Below are 19253 nucleotides of genomic sequence, written 5' to 3'. Positions count from 1 at the left end.
TATAATTTAACGGATAGGTAGGTATGGATTAAATTTGTTTTTACCGTGATTTACATTCGGTAATAAATAATAAAGTAGATGCAAAGATTTTTACATCCTGCTTCTCGTACCTAAATTATAAATAAACATTGAAAAAAACGGCAATGTTTAGTAAAATTCTCGCTCTTTTATTGAGCCTTTAGAGAAAGACTAAGTAACGATGAAAACATTTAGTGCGAAAGCAGCAGAAGTTAAGCGCGATTGGTATGTAGTTGATGCAGATGGGAAGACGCTGGGTCGCCTTGCTTCTGAAATTGCACTCCGTCTTCGTGGCAAACACAAACCAGAATACACACCGCACGTTGATACCGGTGATTATATTATTGTTGTAAACGCAGAAAAAATCGGCGTCACTGGCAATAAAGAAAAAAATAAACTATATCAACACCATACAGGTTATATTGGTAATCTGAAAACCATTACCCTGGGTAAGCTAAGACAAACGTTCCCCGATCGTATTCTTACTACTGCGGTTAAAGGCATGTTGCCAAACAATCCACTAGGCCGTGCAATGTTCAAGAAATTGAAAGTGTATGCAGGACCTGAACACGATCATCAGGCCCAACAGCCAAAAGTTTTAGAATTATAAGCGAGTAGACCATGGCAGCAGCTCAGTATTACGGAACAGGTCGTCGTAAAAGTGCAATAGCACGCGTTTACGCAACATCAGGCACTGGAAAAATCACTATTAACAAAAAAACTATCGAAGATTACTTTGGTCGTAAAACTGATCAGATGGTTTCATGTCAACCACTTGAATGTGTTGATATGGTAGCCAAATTTGATATCAATGTGATTGTTAAAGGTGGCGGTCCTTCTGGTCAGGCGGGTGCTATTCGTCATGGCTTGACACGTGCATTGATGGTATATGACGAAACATTGCGTCCAGCCCTAAGAAAAGCGGGTTTTGTGACTCGTGACTCGCGTATTGTAGAGCGTAAAAAAGTTGGTTTGCATAAAGCCAGAAAACGTCCACAGTACTCGAAACGTTAAGCAGTTATATCGTGACAGGTAACGTCAGTTACTCGTTATAAAATAAAAAGGGTCGCATTCGCAAGGATGTGACCCTTTTTTATGAGTTAAATAAATAAATAAATAAAGATCGCGTAGTTAGTCCAAGATTAATTATTGCTGATTTTCTCATGCGTGCATTCAGTGATTTAATTATTACGGATGACAAAAAATCTATTTTTTCTGTGTCATAAAATTAACTATTGGCACGTCGAGGATGATTTTTTTTATCAGCAATGCTAAAATTCAAAATCAATCATTAAGTAGATTTAACGGATGTCGATAGACCCTCAAAAAACACCTAATATGTCGCTCGCGTTAGAATTTAAGAGCAGTACTTTTTCAGTGCCTGTTTTAGTCTTATCTAGCGATGATTTGGTTGTTATCGAACAGCAACTTCAAGAAAAAATCAATTTGGCTCCAGAGTTTTTTAGAAATTCGCCTTTGGTGCTGGACTTGCAGGAAATAAATAAACATAAATACAACATTGATATTGTAGGGCTTACCGATATTATTCGTCGTTGTGGTTTATTTCCGATAGGTATACGTGGTGGCAATGTACAGCAGAATGAAAAGGCATTAGAGCAACGTATTCCTGTTTATGCAGGCCATAGTGACGGAGTATTGGCCGAAAATAAAAAGCAAAAAGCTATTGCTCCGGTTTCAGGGCCGAAAACAGACTCGGACATGGATATAGAGGTCATTACAACGACACTAATTACTCAGCCTATTCGTTCCGGGCAACGTATTTACACGGCAGGAGATTTGGTTATTTTATCTCAGGTTAGTGCGGGTGCTGAAATTATGGCCGAGGGTAATATCCATGTTTATAATACCTTAAGGGGTCGGGCTTTGGCTGGTGTACGGGGGAATACTGAAGCACGGATTTTTTGTTTTGATTTACAGGCTGAGCTTATTTCTATTGCCGGTAATTATAAAATCAGTGAGGATTTAAATGAATCCGTACGCAATAAGCCTGTTCAGATTTATTTACAAGACCAAGCATTAATTATCAAAGATATTGTGCAACACCATTAACGTAGAGGAATATTTTGTGGCAAGAATCATAGTCGTAACATCCGGTAAAGGCGGCGTTGGTAAAACAACAACCAGCGCTGCAATTGCCATGGGACTTGCAAAAAAAGGTCATAAAACAGCGGTCATTGACTTTGATGTAGGTTTGCGTAATCTGGATTTAATAATGGGCTGTGAGCGCCGCGTGGTTTATGACTTTGTTAATGTCATTAATGGAGAAGCGACGCTTAACCAGGCTTTGATTCGGGATAAAAACTGTAATTTACTTTACATACTGCCTGCTTCACAAACACGCGACAAAGATGCTTTAAGTCAGGAAGGTGTTGGTAGGGTTTTAGAGGAGCTAAAAAAGGATTTCAAATATATAGTCTGTGATTCTCCTGCCGGTATTGAAAAAGGCGCTCATTTAGCCATGTATTTTGCCGACGATGCCTTTGTCGTAACCAACCCCGAAGTCTCTTCAGTGCGGGATTCGGATCGTATGCTGGGGATTTTAGCCAGTAAATCACGTCGGGCAGAGCAAAATGAAGAGCCTATTAAAGAATATTTGCTATTAACCCGTTATTCGCCAGAAAGAGTAAAATTGGGTGAAATGCTTAGTGTCGATGATGTGCAGGATATTTTATCGCTGCATTTATTGGGCGTTATTCCAGAATCAAAATCAGTATTAAATGCATCAAATTCAGGTACCCCTGTTATTCTTGATGAGAAAAGTGATGCTGGCCAAGCCTATGCAGATATTATTGCCCGTTATTTAGGTGAAAATAGACCACATCGCTTTATCGAGGATAAAAAAGGGTTTTTTAGGAATTTTTTCGGGAGCAGGTAATGAGTTTACTTGATTATTTTAGGTCCTCTAAAGTTGGATCCGCATCCCTTGCAAAGGAAAGGCTGCAAATTCTGGTTGCTCATGAACGATCTTCACTTAGTCAGCCGTCTTATCTTCCGCAATTACAAAAAGAATTGCTGGAAGTGATACAGAAGTATATTAACGTAGGGCAGGATGCCATTTCTGTTAGTTTTGAGCAGGATGAAAATCAGGAGACACTTGAATTAAATATTGTCCTACCTGACCTTACCGCTAAAAAGACATAACAACTTTAATCAATACAATACAGGTGACTTATAATGCTTAATTCAATTGGTGATGCCGCAGGTACTGTCTGGAAATATCTGGACCAAAATAAATCAGCCAGTGTAACTAAAATTACCAACGAAACTGGAATTAATAAAAATGATGTTCAGCGTTCAATTGGCTGGTTACTTAAAGAGGACAAGCTTGTAATTGAAGTCGTGGGTCGTAATGAAATATTGTCGTTGAAATAACATCGGTAAAAAGTAAAAGACAAAAGGCTTATGTCTTTTGTCTTTTACTGCCGCTTATCAGAAAGATTGTTGTTATTTTGCAGATTCCACAAATTCTATAACTTATTGGGTCTTAAGTTCTAACCAAATTTTCAGTTAATAAAGTAATTAAGATTAACTTTTTGGCAAATATTAGTTATTTTTGTCTATCCGTTTTTGTCGATGTAATGTACGCAAGCATATCTGCCTGACCCATTCCATAAGCTTACTATAGGCTATCTTAATATGCGGTGCATATTGCTTTGCTTTTTTGGCAAGCAGGCGAATAAGTAGAAAAATGCCTGAAATTGCTTGGTAGCTCATGCCTTGTAGGCTATATATTAAAGGCAGCAATGCTGAAAAATTAACCTTACGATCACGCACCCAGCCACTCCGGCATAACCATCTTAGTAAGCCGCTGAAATAAAGAACGAAAAGACTAAGTCCGGCGAGAAACCAGATAAATCTGCCGGTAGTTCCCAAGGCCTCGCCGGTATGTAATGGCCATATCCAGGTGGCAAAAATTTCCCCCTTCGAAAATTTACCGGGATTTCTTACTTCCTTGATTTGGCCGCTCCAGCGGTCCACCCATACAGTTGTGAAAGGGTGTCTGTAATTGATCTCGCTGCTTTGTCGTAAGTTGATGCGATAAATTCCGGTATCGCCAGCTGGCGTGGTAACTCGTCTGAGTTCTGCTTTTGGAAAGGGGCCTTGCGCCACAAAAGATGCTGCAGCCAAACCGGTAGGTCGATTATTAGGTATTGCTGTACTGGTAATATTGCGGCCGGTTTGGCCGTGTTCCATGCCGGATGAGCCTGCCAACGCTTCCAGCGCTGAGGGGAAGCTCAGGAGAATGCCGGTAAATGCCAGTATTAATAAGGCAACTACGCTTAATAATCCCAATAAGCGATGCATATCCAAGGCTAGTTTCATCATGCCTGCCTTGTGTCGAACCTGTAAGGCTTGACTTATTTCTCCTATACCTGGCCACCATAAATAAAGTCCCGTAGCACAAGACGTTATCAGTAATATTCCTGAAACTCCTATTGCATTCCAACCAAAGCCATCCAGCCTGAGTTGGGTATGTAAATCAAGTAACCAGGTTGTGGCGGTTTGCCCCCAAAAACGACTCATAACAACATCGGCGGTATAGGGGTTGACCGATACCATGAGTGGCGAATAAAGCTCGAAGAAAGTTTCTGTGGGTTTATCGTACCAGGCGGTGATCATGCCTTGGGGGGATCTGGGCATTTCCAGGGTCCATGAGCCGTAACGGTTTGGGTGTGCTGTGCGTACCGCTGCCATAATTCGATCCAGGGATTGATAGTTGCCTTGCGGTGCTTCGATAATTAATTGTGGATTTAATAGCTCATCCAGTGCTTCACGATAAATGCTAATGCTGCCGGAAAGCCCCATTAGTGCAAAGAGAAAGCCGGCACTTAGTGCAAGGTAAAGATGGATTTTAAGCCAGGTTGCCCGCGTGAGTAATCGTTGCATGGAGTTTTTCATGAAATCTGATAGCGAGGAAATAAGTCATTATCCCATACTGCCTGAGTTGCTGTCTTATCAGATATCGTCTTTCAGTTATTAATATGATTAAAGTTTTATCAAAATCAATATTTTATATTGATATTTTCCTGTGTAACTTGTGTGGGTTGGCAGTGCCAAAATTTATGTCTTTTATTTGATTTATAAATTAGTCATGTGGTTGTTTTGGCTTTGATTTTCCAATTATATTAATGATGCCTGTGGAAAAACGTCTAGCCTTAAAGTTATGGGTTTTGTCAGGTTATCGATCTGATTTTATGAATATTATTCATAATGAGAATTGCTGTTTTATTTTAATAGTGCAAACATTTTTGTCTGAACCAGATAGAATGGAAGACTTTTAGCGACTGCCTATCCATATAGCCTTTATGAAATTTAATATCGCTTTTATAAGTCTTTGTTTGTTTCTGTCATGCAGCAGTTTTGCCACGGAAAAAACCATCATTCGCATTGGTGTTCAGGCTCAGGGCACCCTTGAGTGGGAATTGCAGGCTTTACAAGATAACCCGCAAGTGAAGCTGGCAGATTTTCAACTTGAAATACAGCATCTTGCCAATGCAGAAGCGGGTAAAATTGCTTTGCAATCAGGCTCTGTCGATATGATTGTTTCTGACTGGGTTTGGGTTTCAAGTCGTCGTGCTACCGGCGCAGACTTCACTTTTTATCCTTATTCAAACACCTCCGGCGCTTTAGTGGTGGCGGAAAAAAGTCCTATTCATTCAATAGCGGACCTTAAAGGTACGCGCTTGGGTATCGCCGGTGGCGAGCTGGATAAAAACTGGTTATTGTTGCAGGCATTGGCACAAAAAGAGCAGTTGGATTTGAATGTCTCTGTTGAAAAGACGTTTGGTGCACCGCCGTTAATTAATGAGCAAATCAAACAAGATCGTGTTGATGCTGTGCTCACTTATTGGCACTTTGCCGCTAGGCTTGAGGCGCAGGGTTATCGGAAAATTATTGACGGCCAAGGTATTTTAAAAGCGTTAGGCATCAATGAAAATGTCCCCAGTATTGGTTATGTGTTTAAGCAAAGTTGGGCTGAAAACCATAAGCAGGTTGTCAGCGATTTTTTTAAAGCCAGCAAGCAAGCTAAAAACCAGCTCTGTACTTCTGATGCTGCCTGGCTAAAAATTATTCCTTTGCTCCATACGGATGATGTTTCTACCCAAGCTTTAATGCGCCAGCGTTATTGCGAAGGTGGTATTGAACAATGGGGTGAAAGGGAGGAGCAAGCAGCTACCCGTATTTATACGATGCTTCGCACCTTAAGTAACAACCAGTTAACGGGGGTGTCAGAAAGTCTGCAGCCCGGTACATTTTGGTCCTACAAATAACATCGATTCGTTTAGATGATTAGCAGTATTTTAAAGGGGCACTATAAAAATCTCGAGAGCAACAATAAACATGAGGTTAAAAGCGTGTCAACTCTATTCTGTTAAGTTTTTTCTATAAATACATCGTATTTTCATTAATAAAATTATAATTTTTATTTGCTATCAGTGATTTTTTCCAGAAAATTTTTACCTATCTTGTCTTTGTTGGTATTTTTAGTTGTGTGGCAGGGCTTGGCAGTCTATTCAAATAGCAATGCCTTGCCAGCTCCAGAAGTAGTGGCCAAGGTTTTTTGGCAAAGTTGTGTAACAGGGCAGCTTCCTTTTCATCTGGGTGTTACTTTGCTCAGGTTGGTGGTTAGTTTTTCTATCGCCATGTTGTTAGGGTGTGCGATAGGTATCGCTCTTGGCCGGAATAAAAAGCTGGATGCTTTCTTTGATAACTGGCTGGTTATTTTTTTAAATATTCCGGCTCTGGTTGCCATAATTTTGTGTTATGTCTGGTTTGGTTTGGTCGAGTCCGCAGCCATACTGGCAGTTGTTGTTAACAAATTACCTAATGTTATTGTTACTATCAGGGAGGGTACTCGTACCCTTGATCAGGATTTGCTGGATATGGCGCGTTGCTATGGCTTTAGTCGGCGTAAAACATTGACTCATGTCATATGGCCGCAACTACATCCTTTTATTATGGGCGCGACGCGTTCCGGTTTGGCGTTAATCTGGAAAATTATTCTGGTAGTTGAGTTGTTAGGCCGTAGCAACGGGATGGGCTATCAGCTGCACTTATTTTTTCAATTATTTGATGTCGCCAGTATTTTGGCTTATACGATTGCTTTTGTTGCAGTCATTCAATTGATAGAAGTTATTATCTTGAAGCCACTCGATAAAAAGGCTCTGCGGTGGCGACGATGATGGATATTGAAATTAATATCGATAGTAAGGCTTACCCGGCGATAGCACAGGCGAAACATCATGTGGCGATTGCCGATTTTAAGTTATCACTGAAATCGGGTGAGTTTGTTTGTCTGGTTGGTCCCTCCGGCTGTGGGAAGACCACTTTATTAAATATTATTGCTGGTTTGGATAATGATTACGAAGGAGAAATTTTCGTTGGGCAGGCGCATTCGCACCCAAAAATTGGCTATATTTTTCAGAACCCACGCTTGCTGCCTTGGCGAACTGTTCGTGAAAACATAGAATTAGTGCTGGATATTAATCAGTCTCCGACTGTTATTGATCCATTGCTTGAGGTTATGCAATTAACCCAGTCTCAACATGTTTATCCTGAGCGGTTATCGGTAGGCATGAGTCGCAGAGTCTCAATTATTCGCGCTTTTGCTGTTGACCCTGATGTCTTGTTAATGGATGAGCCCTTCGTATCGCTGGATGCGCCGACAGCCCGGCAAGTAAGAGAGTTGCTGTTAACGTTGTGGCAAGAGCGGCCGCATACGGTATTATTTGTTACTCATGACTTGCGCGAAGCTATCACCATGGCCGATCGGCTTATTTTTTTATCGGCTGCTCCGATGTCTGTTATCAGTGAAGTAACGGTGCCCATTCCGCGATCCGAGCGTAATAATGAAAGTATTATTGAAGCATTCAGGCAAAATTTGATCAACAATTACCCTGAAATAAAGCAGTTGTTGTAAGTTATTGTTTACAAATAATTGGGATTTTATGTCGTTTCTATTGGGCAGGAAATGGTATAAAAACAAGGATTGTGTTGCTGTAGATTTTTTTGTTATAAATTAACGAGGAATAAAAGACTTTTCTTTGGTCAAAAAAAAGGCCGTATCTCAAAAAGTCCGGCCTTTTTACTAAGCAATTACTAAAGATATTAAGCGATAGCTTTTACTTTTGAATTCAGTCTGCTCTTACCGCGTGCGGCTTTATTTTTATGAATAATGCCTTTATTAACTGCGGAATCAATAATGGGTACTACTATTTGATAAGCGGCTTGCGCTTTCTCTTTGTCGCCAGCATTAACGGCGGCAATCACTTTTTTTACAAAGGTACGTAAGTTGCTGCGTTGTCCGGCGTTGCGAATACGGCTTTTTTCCGCTTGCCGCGCGCGTTTTTTAGCTTGTGCTGTATTAGCCATAGTGTCTCGATGCGTTCATGTATGAGTTAAATAGCCCTACATTATCTTTTTAAATGCTATTATTGTCAACAATTAACGTTCTGTAAAGCGACTAACTCTGAGTTGTCAGCATTTAAGCGAATTGTCGACCCTAACAGTGTAAAGGTTATTTACCGTATTCCCGTGATTGTAAGGGCTATTTAATAACCTGTGTTTTTAGGGCTGATGTTGCAGTCGATGCGTTTTTGTAATGCTCAACAGTGTTGTCAAGTGCAATTGCGATTATAAGTCCATACCCGTCAAATAGAGAGAAGTGGGGCAATTTATCGTTTACCTGCTATTGATGTCTACCGCATTTAACGGTGGCACATGATAGAATAAAAGTTTTTTATTCTCAAAAGGATCATGCGTTTAATTAGAGGCTTGTCTCATTTGGAACCATTTAAAAACGGTTGCGTACTGACTATTGGTAATTTTGACGGGTTGCACTTAGGTCATCAAACCGTGATAAAAAAACTGGCTGAGCGTGGACATGCGCTTGGTTTACCTGTAGTGGTTATGGTTTTTGAGCCGCAACCCCTGGAATATTTTCTGGGTGATAATGCTCCCTCACGCTTGATGTGTTTACGGGAAAAAGTTATTAAGTTTGCTAAATTACCCGTTGATAACTTACTGATAGTACGATTTAATCGGCATTTTGCCAATTGTGATGCCGAGCAGTTTATTGATGATGTTTTAATAAACAAACTCAATGTTAAGCATCTCGTGATTGGCGATGATTTTCATTTTGGTAAAGCAAGGCGCGGTAATTTTGCCATGCTCAAGGAAAAGGGCAGGCATTATGGTTTTAGTGTTGAAGATACGGGATCTTACGAGGTGGCGGGATTGCGTATCAGCAGTACAATTATAAGGGATGCGCTAGGTTCGGGTGATTTGGCGCAAGCTGAAAAATTGCTGGGTCACTGCTATTCGGTGTGTGGGCGGGTAGCTCATGGCGATAAACGCGGCAGGACTATTGGCTATCCGACTGCCAATATAAGGATGTTTAGAAAAAATACGCCTGTTAATGGCGTATTTGCCGTTACCATGACAGGGATTGATGGTGTGGAATTTGAGGGTGTTGCCAATGTGGGCACCAGACCAACAGTTGATGGCGACTCCAAGGTAATTCTTGAAACTTATTTATTCGATTTTGATAAGGAAATCTACGGACGTTATGTGGAAGTGCATTTTAAACAAAAAATCAGGGATGAATTGCGCTTCCAATCACTGGAACAACTGAAGGCCCAGATCGAAAAAGATGTGGCTGAGGCTATAAAAATTTTTGCTGAGATTAAAAAATTATGACAACAGATTATAAAAAAACACTTAACTTACCCAATACTGCTTTCCCTATGAAAGGCAATCTGGCGCAACGTGAGCCGGAACGGTTAAAAAAATGGAATGACGCCGACTTGTATCTCAAAATTAGAGAAGCCTTTGCCGGTCGTCCCCAGTTTGTACTCCATGATGGGCCTCCCTATGCCAATGGCGAGATTCACATAGGTCATGCCGTCAATAAAGTCTTAAAAGATATTATTGTGAAATCAAAAACCCTGAGCGGTTTTGATGCACCATATGTACCGGGTTGGGATTGCCACGGTTTGCCTATTGAATTGATGGTGGAAAAGAAGATTGGTAAGGCGGGGGTTAAAGTATCGCCAGCTGTTTTTCGTAAAGCTTGTCGTGAATATGCGGGCAAGCAAGTCAATATACAAAAAGAAGCGTTTGTCCGCTTGGGTATTTTGGGGGATTGGGATAATCCTTACTTAACCATGGATTACGCTTTTGAAGCCAATATCGTACGCTCGCTGGGAAAAATCACCCAAAAAGGTCATATCGTCGCGGGTGCCAAGCCCGTCCATTGGTGTACCGATTGCGGCTCTGCCTTGGCAGAAGCGGAAGTTGAATATGAAGATAAACATTCGCCAGCGATTGATGTACGTTTTCAAGTCGTTGATGAAGACGGCTTTATGGGCTTGTGTCACCACGCGCCTGAACATGAAGGTCGAGGTGCCTTGTCGGTGGTAATTTGGACGACAACGCCATGGACCTTGCCGGCTAATCAGGGCGTCGCTTTAAATGGGGATTTTGAATACGTCGTTGTTCAATGCGAAACAGAACGTCTGGTGGTTGCTGAAGCGTTACTGAAAGATACGATGCTGCGTTATGGTAATGAAAGTTATCATGTTATCGGCTACTGTAAAGGTTCTGCCTGGGAACATCAGTTGCTACAACATCCTTTTTATGATCGGCAAGTACCCATTATTCTGGGTGATCACGTTACCCTGGAAGCGGGTACAGGTGCCGTACATACTGCACCAGGCCATGGTCAGGACGATTATGTCGTTGGCCAGAAGTATGGTTTGCCGGTTGATAACCCTGTTGGTGCTGATGGCGTATTTTTGCCAAATACTGAGTTCTTTGCCGGCGAGCATGTGTTCAATGCCAATGCTCATGTTTTGGAAGTGCTGGAAGCCAAAGGCAAGCTGGTACATCATCATGCCATTTTGCACAGTTATCCGCATTGCTGGCGCCATAAAACCCCGATTATTTTTAGAGCAACGCCACAATGGTTTATCTCTATGGATAAAAACAAGTTGCGTGAGCAGGCATTAAATGAAGCCAATCGTGTAACTTGGTTACCAGAATGGGGACAGGCACGTATAGAAAGCATGATAGAAGGTCGTCCTGATTGGTGTATTTCACGCCAACGTACCTGGGGCGTACCGATAACCTTTTTTATTCATAAAGAAACCCGTGAACTGCATCCGCGCACGGGCGAGTTGATTGAACAAGTTGCCAAGCGGATTGAAGAAAAAGGCATAGAAGCGTGGTTTGAGTTAGAAAAGGAAGAGTTGCTTGGCGCAGAGGCTGTCGACTACGAAAAAATGACCGATACTCTGGATGTCTGGTTTGATTCCGGTGTTACTCATGCCTGTGTGTTGGATAAGCGCGAGCAGTTGACGTTTCCGGCTGATTTGTATCTGGAAGGTTCTGACCAACATCGTGGCTGGTTTCAATCATCCTTGTTAACCTCTATAGCTATGAACGATGTGGCGTCTTACAAAACCGTATTAACCCATGGCTTTACCGTGGACAAGAACGGTGAAAAAATGTCCAAATCCAAAGGCAATGTCATTCCGCCGCAAGCCGTCATGAAAAATCTGGGAGCCGATGTATTGCGTTTATGGATTGCCTCGACTGATTATCGTAGCGAAATGCGTGTGTCTGATGAAATTCTGGAGCGCACCTCCGATGGTTACCGGCGCTTAAGAAATACGGCGCGATTTTTGTTATCGAATCTGAATGACTTTAATCCTGCGCAGGATTTAGTTGATACGACTGACTTATTGGCATTGGATCGCTGGGTGATAGACAGAACCTTGGTATTACAAGAGGAGGTTAAAGCCGCTTACGACACTTATCAGTTTCAGTTGCTTTATCAAAAAATACATCATTTCTGCGTGATTGATCTGGGTGGGTTTTATCTGGATATTATTAAAGACCGGCAATATACGGCAAAAGCCGACGGCTTGGCTCGGCGTTCTGCGCAAACGGCCATGTATCATGTATTGGAAGCATTGACGCGTTGGTTGGCGCCTATTATTAGTTATACTGCCGATGAAATCTGGCAGTATATGCCCGGTGAGCGCAGTGAGTCGGTATTTCTGGAAACCTGGTATCAAGGTCTGGTTAAGCTGGATGACAGTTCGGTAATGAATCGCGAATTCTGGCAAAAAGTCATGTCGGTACGAACCGCTGTTGGTAAAGAATTGGAGAAAAGTCGCGGTAAAGGCGATATAGGTTCTTCCCTTAATGCTGAAGTGGAGTTGTACTGTAATACCGAATTTTTTGATACCTTAAATCAGTTGGCAAGTGAATTACATTTTATTTTTATTACTTCCGATGTGTCGCTTATCGCTGAACAATTTTGCCCGGACGATGCCATTCAAACCGAGCTTGAGGGCGTTAAGTTAAAAGTGATTGTCTCCGGGCATAAAAAGTGTGTACGCTGCTGGCATCAACGTTACGACGTTGGCGAGCATGCAGAGCATCCTGAGCTCTGTGGACGTTGCGTCGAAAACGTAGCGGGCGCTGGTGAACACCGACATTATGCGTGATTTTAGTATGTTGAAATGGCTGGGATTATCGTTATTCACAATACTATTGGATCAGGGCAGCAAGCTGGCTATAAATAGTTCCATGCAGCTGTATCAATCCATTCCAATTTTGTCTTTTTTTAAATTGACCTATGTGCACAACAAGGGAGCAGCGTTTAGTTTTTTAAGTGAAGCAGGAGGTTGGCAACGCTGGTTTTTTGCCGGACTGGCTCTAGTTATTAGTATGGTTATAGCCGTTTGGCTGTCACGTCTGAAACGACACGAGACTTTGATGGCGGTGGCCTTGTCTTTGGTTTTGGGAGGGGCGATCGGCAATCTGATTGATCGGTTGGCATATGGTTATGTCATCGATTTTCTTGATGTTTATTACCAAACCTGGCATTGGCCGGCTTTTAATGTTGCCGATTCTGCTATTACCTTGGGTGTTATGCTAATGCTTGCCGAGTCATTTGGCTTGGGTGGTCCGAAAAAAACCGATTAAAATCTGAAAGTAAAAGACGTGAGTATTTGCCTTCAAGCGATTTCCTGCGAATAATACACTTGGCTTGCTGGTTTTTTTTGGTTTACTGCGTTGTAAAAATAGTTACATGGTCAGCTACGTAACTATTTTTCCGCACCGGCAACTGCTCTTGTGTCTATTAAGGAGGCTACTGTTGACGCCTTGCAACCGCTGTAAATAAACAAAAATTCTGCGCCACTTGGGTATACTAATTTTTGGATATTACTTAAATGGTTTTTACTTGATTTTTTGCCAGTCAAACGATGCGCCCGGATCAGCTTTTCGTCCGGGTGCAATCTCACTATGCCCTGTTATTCGTTGTCTCGATAGTTTTGGGTAAGTTTTAAGCAAGGTGTCAATGACGACTTTAAGGCGTATATATTGGGCTTCTGTGTAATCAATCGATTCTGTGCCTTCAAGCTCTATGCCAATGGAAAAATCATTGCAGTTATTCTGCCCGTCATAGTTTGATTCGCCGGCGTGCCAGGCGCGTTTATCAAAAGGTACATACTGCACACAACTTCCGTTTCGTTTAATCAGTAAATGTGCAGATACCGTAAGCTGATGAATTTCTTTAAAATAGGGATGGTCATCAGGGTTGAGAGAATTACAAAACAGCTGATCTATATAAGTGTTATCGAATTCCCCCGGCGGTAGGCTAATACAGTGAATGACCAATAATGAAATATCGGTAGGGTCAGGACGGTCATTACAGTTGGGCGAGGGAGTTTTGGTAATGTTGGTTAGCCAATGCTGGTTTATAGACATCATTTAATAGCCGTCTAAAACGTAAACAAATCGAACTATCTGCGATAAAATAATCATTATTATTGGTTGGAATGGTCTGTGAAGTATCGTCATTTAATTACCAAAGCATAATAACTTATTTAATAATACGCAATACTTGGCCTATAGATACTTTGTGGCAATAAATAGACATGAAAAAGAAAAATTTTACAATTATGGTTAAGTTAAGTCTTAGTGCTTATTTAACAGTGCAAACAAGAGAGGGGTTTTATGGCAAATTTAATTTATAAACGTATATCCAAGTTGGCGTTGGTAGCGTTGCTTGCCGGTTGTGCCAGTGAGCCAGTGCCTCATCAGGTTGAAGAGCTAAAGAGTAGTCCTCAGCAAAGCGAGGCGCCTCCAGCACGTTATCCGCAAAATCGTCGCATCCAACAATCTCCGGATAGTTATGGGAAATCGCCGTATTCAAGCAGTTATGGGTATGGGGCCTATAAGTTGACGGGCACTTACGCCAACTCGCCAGCAATACGAAGCTTTATTCAGCATATGGTGAGTAAACAGGGTTTTTCTGAAACCTATTTAAACGGCTTGTTTTCGCGTGCCAATCGTCTGGATTCGGTTATTCGCCTGGAAAGTCCTGCACCTTATACAGGGCCATCAAAGCCGCAGTTGGGCAGTTGGACACGCTATCGTAACAAGTTCCTTACTGACGCACATATTAGTAACGGTGTAGAGTTTTGGCGAAATAATGCCGATGCCATTCAACAAGCCAGTGCTACTTACGGCGTTGATGCTGAATATATTGTTGGCATTATTGGTGTAGAGACTTATTTTGGCAAAAATTTTGGTAAAACCTGCATTATTGATGCACTAACGACCTTATCGTTTGATACTTCCAGGCGCGCCAAATATTTTACCTCTGAGTTGGAAAATTTTTTGCTGATGACTCGCGATGAAGGCTTTGATCCACGTCAGCCACAAGGTTCGTGGGCTGGCGCCATGGGTTATGGGCAATTTATGCCCAGCAGTTTTCGAAAGTTGGCAGTGGATTTTAATAATGACGGGCGTCGGGACCTCTGGCATCCCAAGGATGCTGTTGGTAGTGTAGCCAATTATTTTTCGCGTAGTGGTTGGCAGTTACATAGTCCGGTAACAAAACGATCCGGTCCGGCTAATGATGATGCTGTTATTGAGCTAAGTACTTACGAGGGTAATGAATTTTGGCGTGTTTATCCAAATTTCAAAGTTATCAAGAAATACAATAACAGTAATAAATATGCGATGGCGGTGCATCAGTTGGCGCAGGCAATCAAGCAGAAATATCAACAGACCTATGCAGCTGGCAGCGGCTATTCAATAAATTGATCGCCTGAATCTCACAGGATGATGGTGATTGCAACCTGGCAAAGATACCCTGCCTGGAAAGACCATGCTGTTGTAAAGTGATAATTAGCCGGATATCTATCCGGTTAATTTAACGGCTGGGATGATTCATTGAAATCACAAACTTTTATTATCACTGATGCTTTTTAGTTGTTATAGTAAATGCTGTTTTGAAATTAACAGGTAGGCTTTATTAAGATTTTACCTGCGGAAAATAGCCATTGATTGTTTAATTATTCTGTAGAGGTGAGCCATGCATGCATTAAAAATCCCCTTTTCCCTATTGGTATTATTGGTCTATTTTTGGATGGCACCTGTTTTTGCTGCCGACATAGCGGCTGGCGAACAAAAAGCGGCTACTTGTATGGGGTGTCATGGGCCTCAAGGTAAAAGCAAAAGTCCTCAGTGGCCTAATTTAGCGGCGCAACAAGCGTCATATATCGTCAGTCAACTGCATGCATTTAAGTCGGGAACACGCAATAACCCTATGATGCAATCCATGGCTGCCAATTTGAGTGACGACGATATTAATAATTTGGCGGCTTATTATTCCACGCAACCTGCCGTTAGCGCCGGCGGTGATGCAGCTTTGGAAAAAACAGGGCAGACCAAGGCAAGTATGTGTTTAGGGTGTCATGGGGCATCAGCTGAAGGTAATGGCCAGTTTCCAAGACTTGCCGGTCAACACCCCGATTACCTGGTCAAGCAATTAAATAGTTTTAAGGAAAAAGTACGTCAAAACGGACACATGCAGGCCATTGCCAATATGCTTTCTGAAGACGATATGAAAGCTTTGGCAGCCTATTTTGGCTCTTTGTAATGCTAACCTTATCTGCTTGCAAATACCTGCTCATGTAACTTCTGCTTGATAACAGGCAAACTGCAAAAATATAAATTAATAGCACCAAGAAGATCACGAAAATTTGTTTCTTCATGACCTGCTTGGTGCATAAAAAATTATTAATCGCCTGTTTGCCAATTTTTTGCCCCTAGCTTACTTAATTTCAGGCCTTATTAGGGGTTAATTGAAGCCTCAATCATTAAATAATATGGCAACTAAATCACAAGCTAAAATTTTTATAAAAAACTTATTTCCACTATTTCTGTCAATGCTGTTTCAATAGACATCTTTCCTAAATACAGCCATAGCGTAAGTTAACAAGAGCAGCCACTAAATTCCATGTCAAGGAGTAATGCTTGTGTTTGCCCCGATAAACATCTTTGGCAATCCTGAAAATTTTGCATCGGCGATTAACATGCTCAATAAAAATACGCTGTTTTGATAGTGCCTTATTATCGGCTTTGTCTTCTGCCGAAAGCGGTTGGCCTTTTTTCTTTTTAACCGGTAGAGTCGAGTTCTGATGGTGTTTCTTTATCCCTTGGTATCCGGAATCCGCCAACAACAGGGCATCAGGATGTAACAATAGACGGCTATCTTTGAAGATCGAAAAATCATGCTGTTGACCTTTACCTATCACTACGGAGAGTATAGTCATCGTCAATAGGCAGATCACGAGTTGGACTTTGATCGTGTGGCGTTTTTTTTCCTGAAAAGTACGCTTTCTGGTTTTTAACAGGGCGCTCGATAGGCTGCTCCGAAACATCAATGACCACGGTAGCTGCGGGATCTTCCAACAGTGCTTTGCGGTTGGGCAGTTTTTCGATTTTGATCAATAGTCTTACAGTGCGAGTATAGATTTTATGGCAATACGATTCGCTGATGTCGAAGACCGCAGCCAGATTTATCAACGTCGGATAGTGACGAAGATAATAGAGTGTCAGTAACAAGCGGTCTTCCAAAGCCATCTTGGAGTCTTTTCGTCCCCGTCTAGTCAGTGGATTAAGGACTTTTTGTTCGTCCAGGTAAGTCACCAGCTTACCGTGAAGATGCAGAAAATCTTCTGGTGACAGGCCGACAGTCCTTAAAAATTCTTCAGGCTTGTGTCTTGGCAATTGGGCATAAGGAGTCATGGCTATCCGTGTTTTCAGAGGTAGATCGCTATTTTAACCCTATCAAAGCCAAATTCTATGTCAATTATTTAGGAAAGATGTCTAATAAATACGTTGCATAAAATCGCTTGATTCTATTGCGTCATAAAATTAGGGTAGTCTGTGGGTATTGTAAAGTACAAAATAGTTTCAACCATGAACATAAAGTGTGTGTCGGTAAGCTTGTTATTTGGGAGCTTGATTTTTTTTTCTGGCACAGTTTTTAGCAATACAGTAGACCAACAAAGGCAGGATTTTTTGTTGGCAGAAAAAATGACCAATCAAGACAATGAGGGTGACTTTGTAACCTTGAGTTCGACGCTCGCAGATTATCCGCTTTATCCTTATTTACAGTACCAGTGGTTAAAAAATAATTTATCAAAAACGGATAATATCCTGGCTTTTTTATCAACCTATAAAGAGTCCCGCTATGCAGATTTACTGCGCTCTACATGGCTGAATTATCTTGCTGATAATGAACGTTGGCTTGAGTTTATTCACTATTATCAGGCCAATGATAGCACCGCACTTGAATGTCAGTTTTATTGGGCAACTTATAAAGTAGGTGATCAACAGTTGGCCCTGAACGCAGCAAAACGTTTATGGGCTGTAGGGGATACACAACCTAAAGAATGTGATCCGCTATTGTCGGCATTAGCTCTATCGCCTGCTTTAACTCCTGATTTGATTTGGCAACGCTTTGAGTTGGCGTTAAAAAAAGATAATAAATCCTTGGCAAGTTATGTACAGCATTTGCTGAATAAACCCGATCAGGATCTTGCCGAAATTTGGCTGCAGATTCATAACAAGCCGACATTAATCCAAGATAGTTTATTTTTGGGTGGGAATGAGCGGCAAGGTCATATTTTTGCACATGGCATAGATAGAATGGCCAAATCAGATCTGGATTTGGCGATTACTATCTGGGATAGCAGAAAACACAATCTGGTTATAGATAGCCAAACGGCCCGGCAACTTGAGCTCAGACTTGCACTGGCGTTGGCGCGGGCCCGTGATAACAGGGCTTATGATCGTTTGAATCAGTTGGTTACTGTTGATGCAGAAGCCAGGGAGTGGAAAGTCAGAGCGGCCTTGCTTGAACAGAATTGGCAGCATGTTGGCCTGGCACTAACGGGTTTAAGTTTTGAAGAGCAGCAAGCCCCACAGTGGCAATACTGGCAAGCGCGGTCTTTGATCGAAACAGGAAACGTTTTACAGGGGCAGTCTGTTTATAATCAACTGTCGCAAGATAGAAGTTTTTATGGTTTTATGGCTGCCGATGCTATTAATAAACCGTATTTTTTAGCCGATAAACCTGTTGTTATGGCCGAGAATGTATTAGAAAAATTGGCGCAAACGACTGATTTTAAAGTTGTCCATGAGCTGATCGCCTTGGATCGCGACTTGGAAGCAAAGCGACAGTGGTGGTTTGCTTTAAAAAAACTATCCAAAGAGCAAATTATGATTGCGGCTAAATTAGCCGAGCAGTGGCAATGGGATCAGGTTGCCATTATTACTTTAGTCAAAGCCGATTATTGGGATGATTTAGCCTTGCGGTTTCCTTTGCGTTATTTAAGTCAGGTTCAAAGTAATGCTGATAAGCAAGATCTTGATCCAGCCATTATTTTTGGCCTGATTCGTCAGGAAAGCATGGTGGATAAGGATGCGAAATCCGCAGTGGGTGCGCGCGGATTAATGCAGATCATGCCGGCAACGGGTCAGCAGATTGCACGTAATCTTAATGAACCCTGGCAGACAGAAAATAGTTTGTTTGTTCCGGATGTTAATATTAAATATGGTACTTTTTACTATAAACAGTTATTAAACCGGTTTGATGGACATTTCGCATTGGCAATGGCAGCTTATAATGCGGGGCCAAACCGGGTAGTAAAATGGTTGCCTGTTGAGGGTTCGGTACCTGCCGATATTTGGATTGAAACAATTCCTTACAAAGAAACCAGAAAATATGTCACTTCTGTGCTGTCTTACGCTATTATTTATCAGCAAAGAATACAAAGAAATGCATTAAAAATTACAAAAATGCTGTTTGATGTACGTCCCCATTAAAAATTCAGCTGATT

The 19253-nt window shown here is 41.7% G+C and carries 20 protein-coding genes; 15 read left to right on the top strand and 5 right to left on the bottom strand.

Annotated features, from left to right (window positions below):
* The first annotated feature begins 199 nt into the window (after positions 1-199).
* The 6 genes from rplM (at position 200) to KKZ03_RS02300 (ending at position 3411) form a co-directional block, all read left to right on the top strand.
* The gene (gene rplM / locus KKZ03_RS02325) at positions 200-628 is read left to right on the top strand and encodes a 50S ribosomal protein L13 (protein WP_243219793.1); all 429 of its coding nucleotides are present in this window, start codon (positions 200-202) and stop codon (positions 626-628) included.
* Positions 629-639: 11 nt separating this feature from the next.
* On the top strand, positions 640-1032 hold the full coding sequence (gene rpsI / locus KKZ03_RS02320; protein ID WP_243219792.1) for a 30S ribosomal protein S9: 393 nt from the start codon (positions 640-642) through the stop codon (positions 1030-1032).
* A gap of 294 nt (positions 1033-1326) precedes the next feature.
* A complete protein-coding gene (minC, locus tag KKZ03_RS02315) occupies positions 1327-2088 on the top strand; it encodes a septum site-determining protein MinC (protein ID WP_243219791.1) in 762 nt (253 codons plus the stop codon).
* Between the two features lie 16 nt (positions 2089-2104).
* Positions 2105-2914, top strand: coding sequence for a septum site-determining protein MinD (gene minD / locus KKZ03_RS02310; protein ID WP_243219790.1), 810 nt, complete (start codon positions 2105-2107; stop codon positions 2912-2914).
* The gene (gene minE / locus KKZ03_RS02305) at positions 2914-3180 is read left to right on the top strand and encodes a cell division topological specificity factor MinE (RefSeq protein ID WP_243219789.1); all 267 of its coding nucleotides are present in this window, start codon (positions 2914-2916) and stop codon (positions 3178-3180) included. The genes minD and minE overlap by 1 nt, the downstream gene beginning before the upstream one ends.
* A 33-nt stretch (positions 3181-3213) precedes the next feature.
* Entirely contained in the window at positions 3214-3411 is a 198-nt protein-coding gene (locus tag KKZ03_RS02300) for a winged helix-turn-helix domain-containing protein (RefSeq protein ID WP_243219788.1), read from the top strand.
* A gap of 171 nt (positions 3412-3582) precedes the next feature.
* Here KKZ03_RS02300 and KKZ03_RS02295 read toward each other — a convergent pair whose 3' ends face one another.
* Positions 3583-4926 carry a PepSY domain-containing protein gene (locus KKZ03_RS02295; protein ID WP_243219787.1) on the bottom strand — a complete coding sequence of 448 codons (1344 nt, stop codon included), beginning with the start codon at positions 4924-4926 and terminating at the stop codon, positions 3583-3585.
* A gap of 419 nt (positions 4927-5345) precedes the next feature.
* On the opposite strand from KKZ03_RS02295, the gene KKZ03_RS02290 reads away from it, so the two are divergent.
* The 3 genes from KKZ03_RS02290 (at position 5346) to KKZ03_RS02280 (ending at position 7960) form a co-directional block, all read left to right on the top strand.
* On the top strand, positions 5346-6311 hold the full coding sequence (locus KKZ03_RS02290) for an ABC transporter substrate-binding protein (protein ID WP_243219786.1): 966 nt from the start codon (positions 5346-5348) through the stop codon (positions 6309-6311).
* Positions 6312-6542: 231 nt separating this feature from the next.
* Positions 6543-7223 (top strand): ABC transporter permease, encoded by a 681-nt coding sequence (locus KKZ03_RS02285; protein WP_371744795.1) that lies wholly within the window; start codon positions 6543-6545, stop codon positions 7221-7223.
* Positions 7220-7960, top strand: coding sequence for an ABC transporter ATP-binding protein (locus KKZ03_RS02280; protein WP_243219785.1), 741 nt, complete (start codon positions 7220-7222; stop codon positions 7958-7960). The genes KKZ03_RS02285 and KKZ03_RS02280 overlap by 4 nt, the downstream gene beginning before the upstream one ends.
* Before the next feature lie 188 nt (positions 7961-8148).
* Here the strand turns inward: KKZ03_RS02280 and rpsT are convergent, their stop codons facing one another.
* Entirely contained in the window at positions 8149-8412 is a 264-nt protein-coding gene (gene rpsT, locus KKZ03_RS02275; RefSeq protein ID WP_243219784.1) for a 30S ribosomal protein S20, read from the bottom strand.
* Positions 8413-8796: 384 nt separating this feature from the next.
* Between rpsT and ribF the strand changes: the two genes are divergently transcribed.
* The 3 genes from ribF to lspA are packed head-to-tail and all read left to right on the top strand — an operon-like array spanning position 8797 to position 13035.
* The gene (gene ribF / locus KKZ03_RS02270) at positions 8797-9738 is read left to right on the top strand and encodes a bifunctional riboflavin kinase/FAD synthetase (protein WP_243219783.1); all 942 of its coding nucleotides are present in this window, start codon (positions 8797-8799) and stop codon (positions 9736-9738) included.
* Complete coding sequence (gene ileS / locus KKZ03_RS02265) at positions 9735-12554, top strand: isoleucine--tRNA ligase (RefSeq protein ID WP_243219782.1); 2820 nt, start codon at positions 9735-9737, stop codon at positions 12552-12554. Before ribF ends, ileS begins: the two co-directional genes overlap by 4 nt.
* Positions 12555-12561: 7 nt before the next feature.
* The gene (gene lspA, locus KKZ03_RS02260; RefSeq protein ID WP_243221735.1) at positions 12562-13035 is read left to right on the top strand and encodes a signal peptidase II; all 474 of its coding nucleotides are present in this window, start codon (positions 12562-12564) and stop codon (positions 13033-13035) included.
* Between the two features lie 255 nt (positions 13036-13290).
* Here the strand turns inward: lspA and ampD are convergent, their stop codons facing one another.
* Entirely contained in the window at positions 13291-13821 is a 531-nt protein-coding gene (gene ampD, locus KKZ03_RS02255; RefSeq protein ID WP_243221733.1) for a 1,6-anhydro-N-acetylmuramyl-L-alanine amidase AmpD, read from the bottom strand.
* A gap of 249 nt (positions 13822-14070) precedes the next feature.
* On the opposite strand from ampD, the gene KKZ03_RS02250 reads away from it, so the two are divergent.
* On the top strand, positions 14071-15165 hold the full coding sequence (locus tag KKZ03_RS02250; protein ID WP_243219781.1) for a lytic murein transglycosylase: 1095 nt from the start codon (positions 14071-14073) through the stop codon (positions 15163-15165).
* Between the two features lie 271 nt (positions 15166-15436).
* The gene (locus KKZ03_RS02245) at positions 15437-16003 is read left to right on the top strand and encodes a cytochrome c (RefSeq protein WP_243219780.1); all 567 of its coding nucleotides are present in this window, start codon (positions 15437-15439) and stop codon (positions 16001-16003) included.
* A 313-nt stretch (positions 16004-16316) separates the two neighbouring features.
* Here KKZ03_RS02245 and KKZ03_RS02240 read toward each other — a convergent pair whose 3' ends face one another.
* Together KKZ03_RS02240 and KKZ03_RS02235 are read right to left on the bottom strand one after the other, a co-directional pair.
* The gene (locus tag KKZ03_RS02240; RefSeq protein WP_243217090.1) at positions 16317-16697 is read right to left on the bottom strand and encodes a transposase family protein; all 381 of its coding nucleotides are present in this window, start codon (positions 16695-16697) and stop codon (positions 16317-16319) included.
* Positions 16651-17154, bottom strand: a complete 504-nt coding sequence (locus KKZ03_RS02235) for a transposase family protein (protein WP_243217091.1) — start codon at positions 17152-17154, stop codon at positions 16651-16653. Before KKZ03_RS02235 ends, KKZ03_RS02240 begins: the two co-directional genes overlap by 47 nt.
* 174 nt (positions 17155-17328) lie before the next feature.
* Here KKZ03_RS02235 and KKZ03_RS02230 point away from each other — a divergent pair, with 174 nt between their 5' ends.
* Positions 17329-19239 (top strand): transglycosylase SLT domain-containing protein, encoded by a 1911-nt coding sequence (locus KKZ03_RS02230; protein WP_243219779.1) that lies wholly within the window; start codon positions 17329-17331, stop codon positions 19237-19239.
* The last annotated feature ends 14 nt before the right edge of the window (positions 19240-19253 follow it).

Origin of the sequence: Methylobacter sp. S3L5C (genome assembly GCF_022788635.1) — a bacterium.
GTDB lineage: Bacteria > Pseudomonadota > Gammaproteobacteria > Methylococcales > Methylomonadaceae > Methylobacter_C.
The sequence above is the reverse complement of the archived record's forward strand: the minus strand, read 5'-3'. Positions and strand labels throughout refer to the sequence as shown.

Excerpts from the sequence above, each read along its gene's own strand:
- rpsT (WP_243219784.1), bottom strand. The coding sequence starts at position 8,412 with ATGGCTAATACAGCACAAGCTAAAAAACGCGCGCGGCAAGCGGAAAAA.
- ampD (WP_243221733.1), bottom strand. The coding sequence starts at position 13,821 with ATGTCTATAAACCAGCATTGGCTAACCAACATTACCAAAACTCCCTCG.
- ileS (WP_243219782.1), top strand. The coding sequence starts at position 9,735 with ATGACAACAGATTATAAAAAAACACTTAACTTACCCAATACTGCTTTC.
- KKZ03_RS02235 (WP_243217091.1), bottom strand. The coding sequence starts at position 17,154 with ATGACTCCTTATGCCCAATTGCCAAGACACAAGCCTGAAGAATTTTTA.
- KKZ03_RS02245 (WP_243219780.1), top strand. The coding sequence starts at position 15,437 with ATGCATGCATTAAAAATCCCCTTTTCCCTATTGGTATTATTGGTCTAT.
- KKZ03_RS02290 (WP_243219786.1), top strand. The coding sequence starts at position 5,346 with ATGAAATTTAATATCGCTTTTATAAGTCTTTGTTTGTTTCTGTCATGC.
- lspA (WP_243221735.1), top strand. The coding sequence starts at position 12,562 with ATGTTGAAATGGCTGGGATTATCGTTATTCACAATACTATTGGATCAG.
- ribF (WP_243219783.1), top strand. The coding sequence starts at position 8,797 with ATGCGTTTAATTAGAGGCTTGTCTCATTTGGAACCATTTAAAAACGGT.
- minC (WP_243219791.1), top strand. The coding sequence starts at position 1,327 with ATGTCGATAGACCCTCAAAAAACACCTAATATGTCGCTCGCGTTAGAA.
- minE (WP_243219789.1), top strand. The coding sequence starts at position 2,914 with ATGAGTTTACTTGATTATTTTAGGTCCTCTAAAGTTGGATCCGCATCC.
- KKZ03_RS02230 (WP_243219779.1), top strand. The coding sequence starts at position 17,329 with ATGAACATAAAGTGTGTGTCGGTAAGCTTGTTATTTGGGAGCTTGATT.
- rpsI (WP_243219792.1), top strand. The coding sequence starts at position 640 with ATGGCAGCAGCTCAGTATTACGGAACAGGTCGTCGTAAAAGTGCAATA.
- KKZ03_RS02295 (WP_243219787.1), bottom strand. The coding sequence starts at position 4,926 with ATGCAACGATTACTCACGCGGGCAACCTGGCTTAAAATCCATCTTTAC.
- KKZ03_RS02250 (WP_243219781.1), top strand. The coding sequence starts at position 14,071 with ATGGCAAATTTAATTTATAAACGTATATCCAAGTTGGCGTTGGTAGCG.
- KKZ03_RS02280 (WP_243219785.1), top strand. The coding sequence starts at position 7,220 with ATGATGGATATTGAAATTAATATCGATAGTAAGGCTTACCCGGCGATA.
- rplM (WP_243219793.1), top strand. The coding sequence starts at position 200 with ATGAAAACATTTAGTGCGAAAGCAGCAGAAGTTAAGCGCGATTGGTAT.
- KKZ03_RS02300 (WP_243219788.1), top strand. The coding sequence starts at position 3,214 with ATGCTTAATTCAATTGGTGATGCCGCAGGTACTGTCTGGAAATATCTG.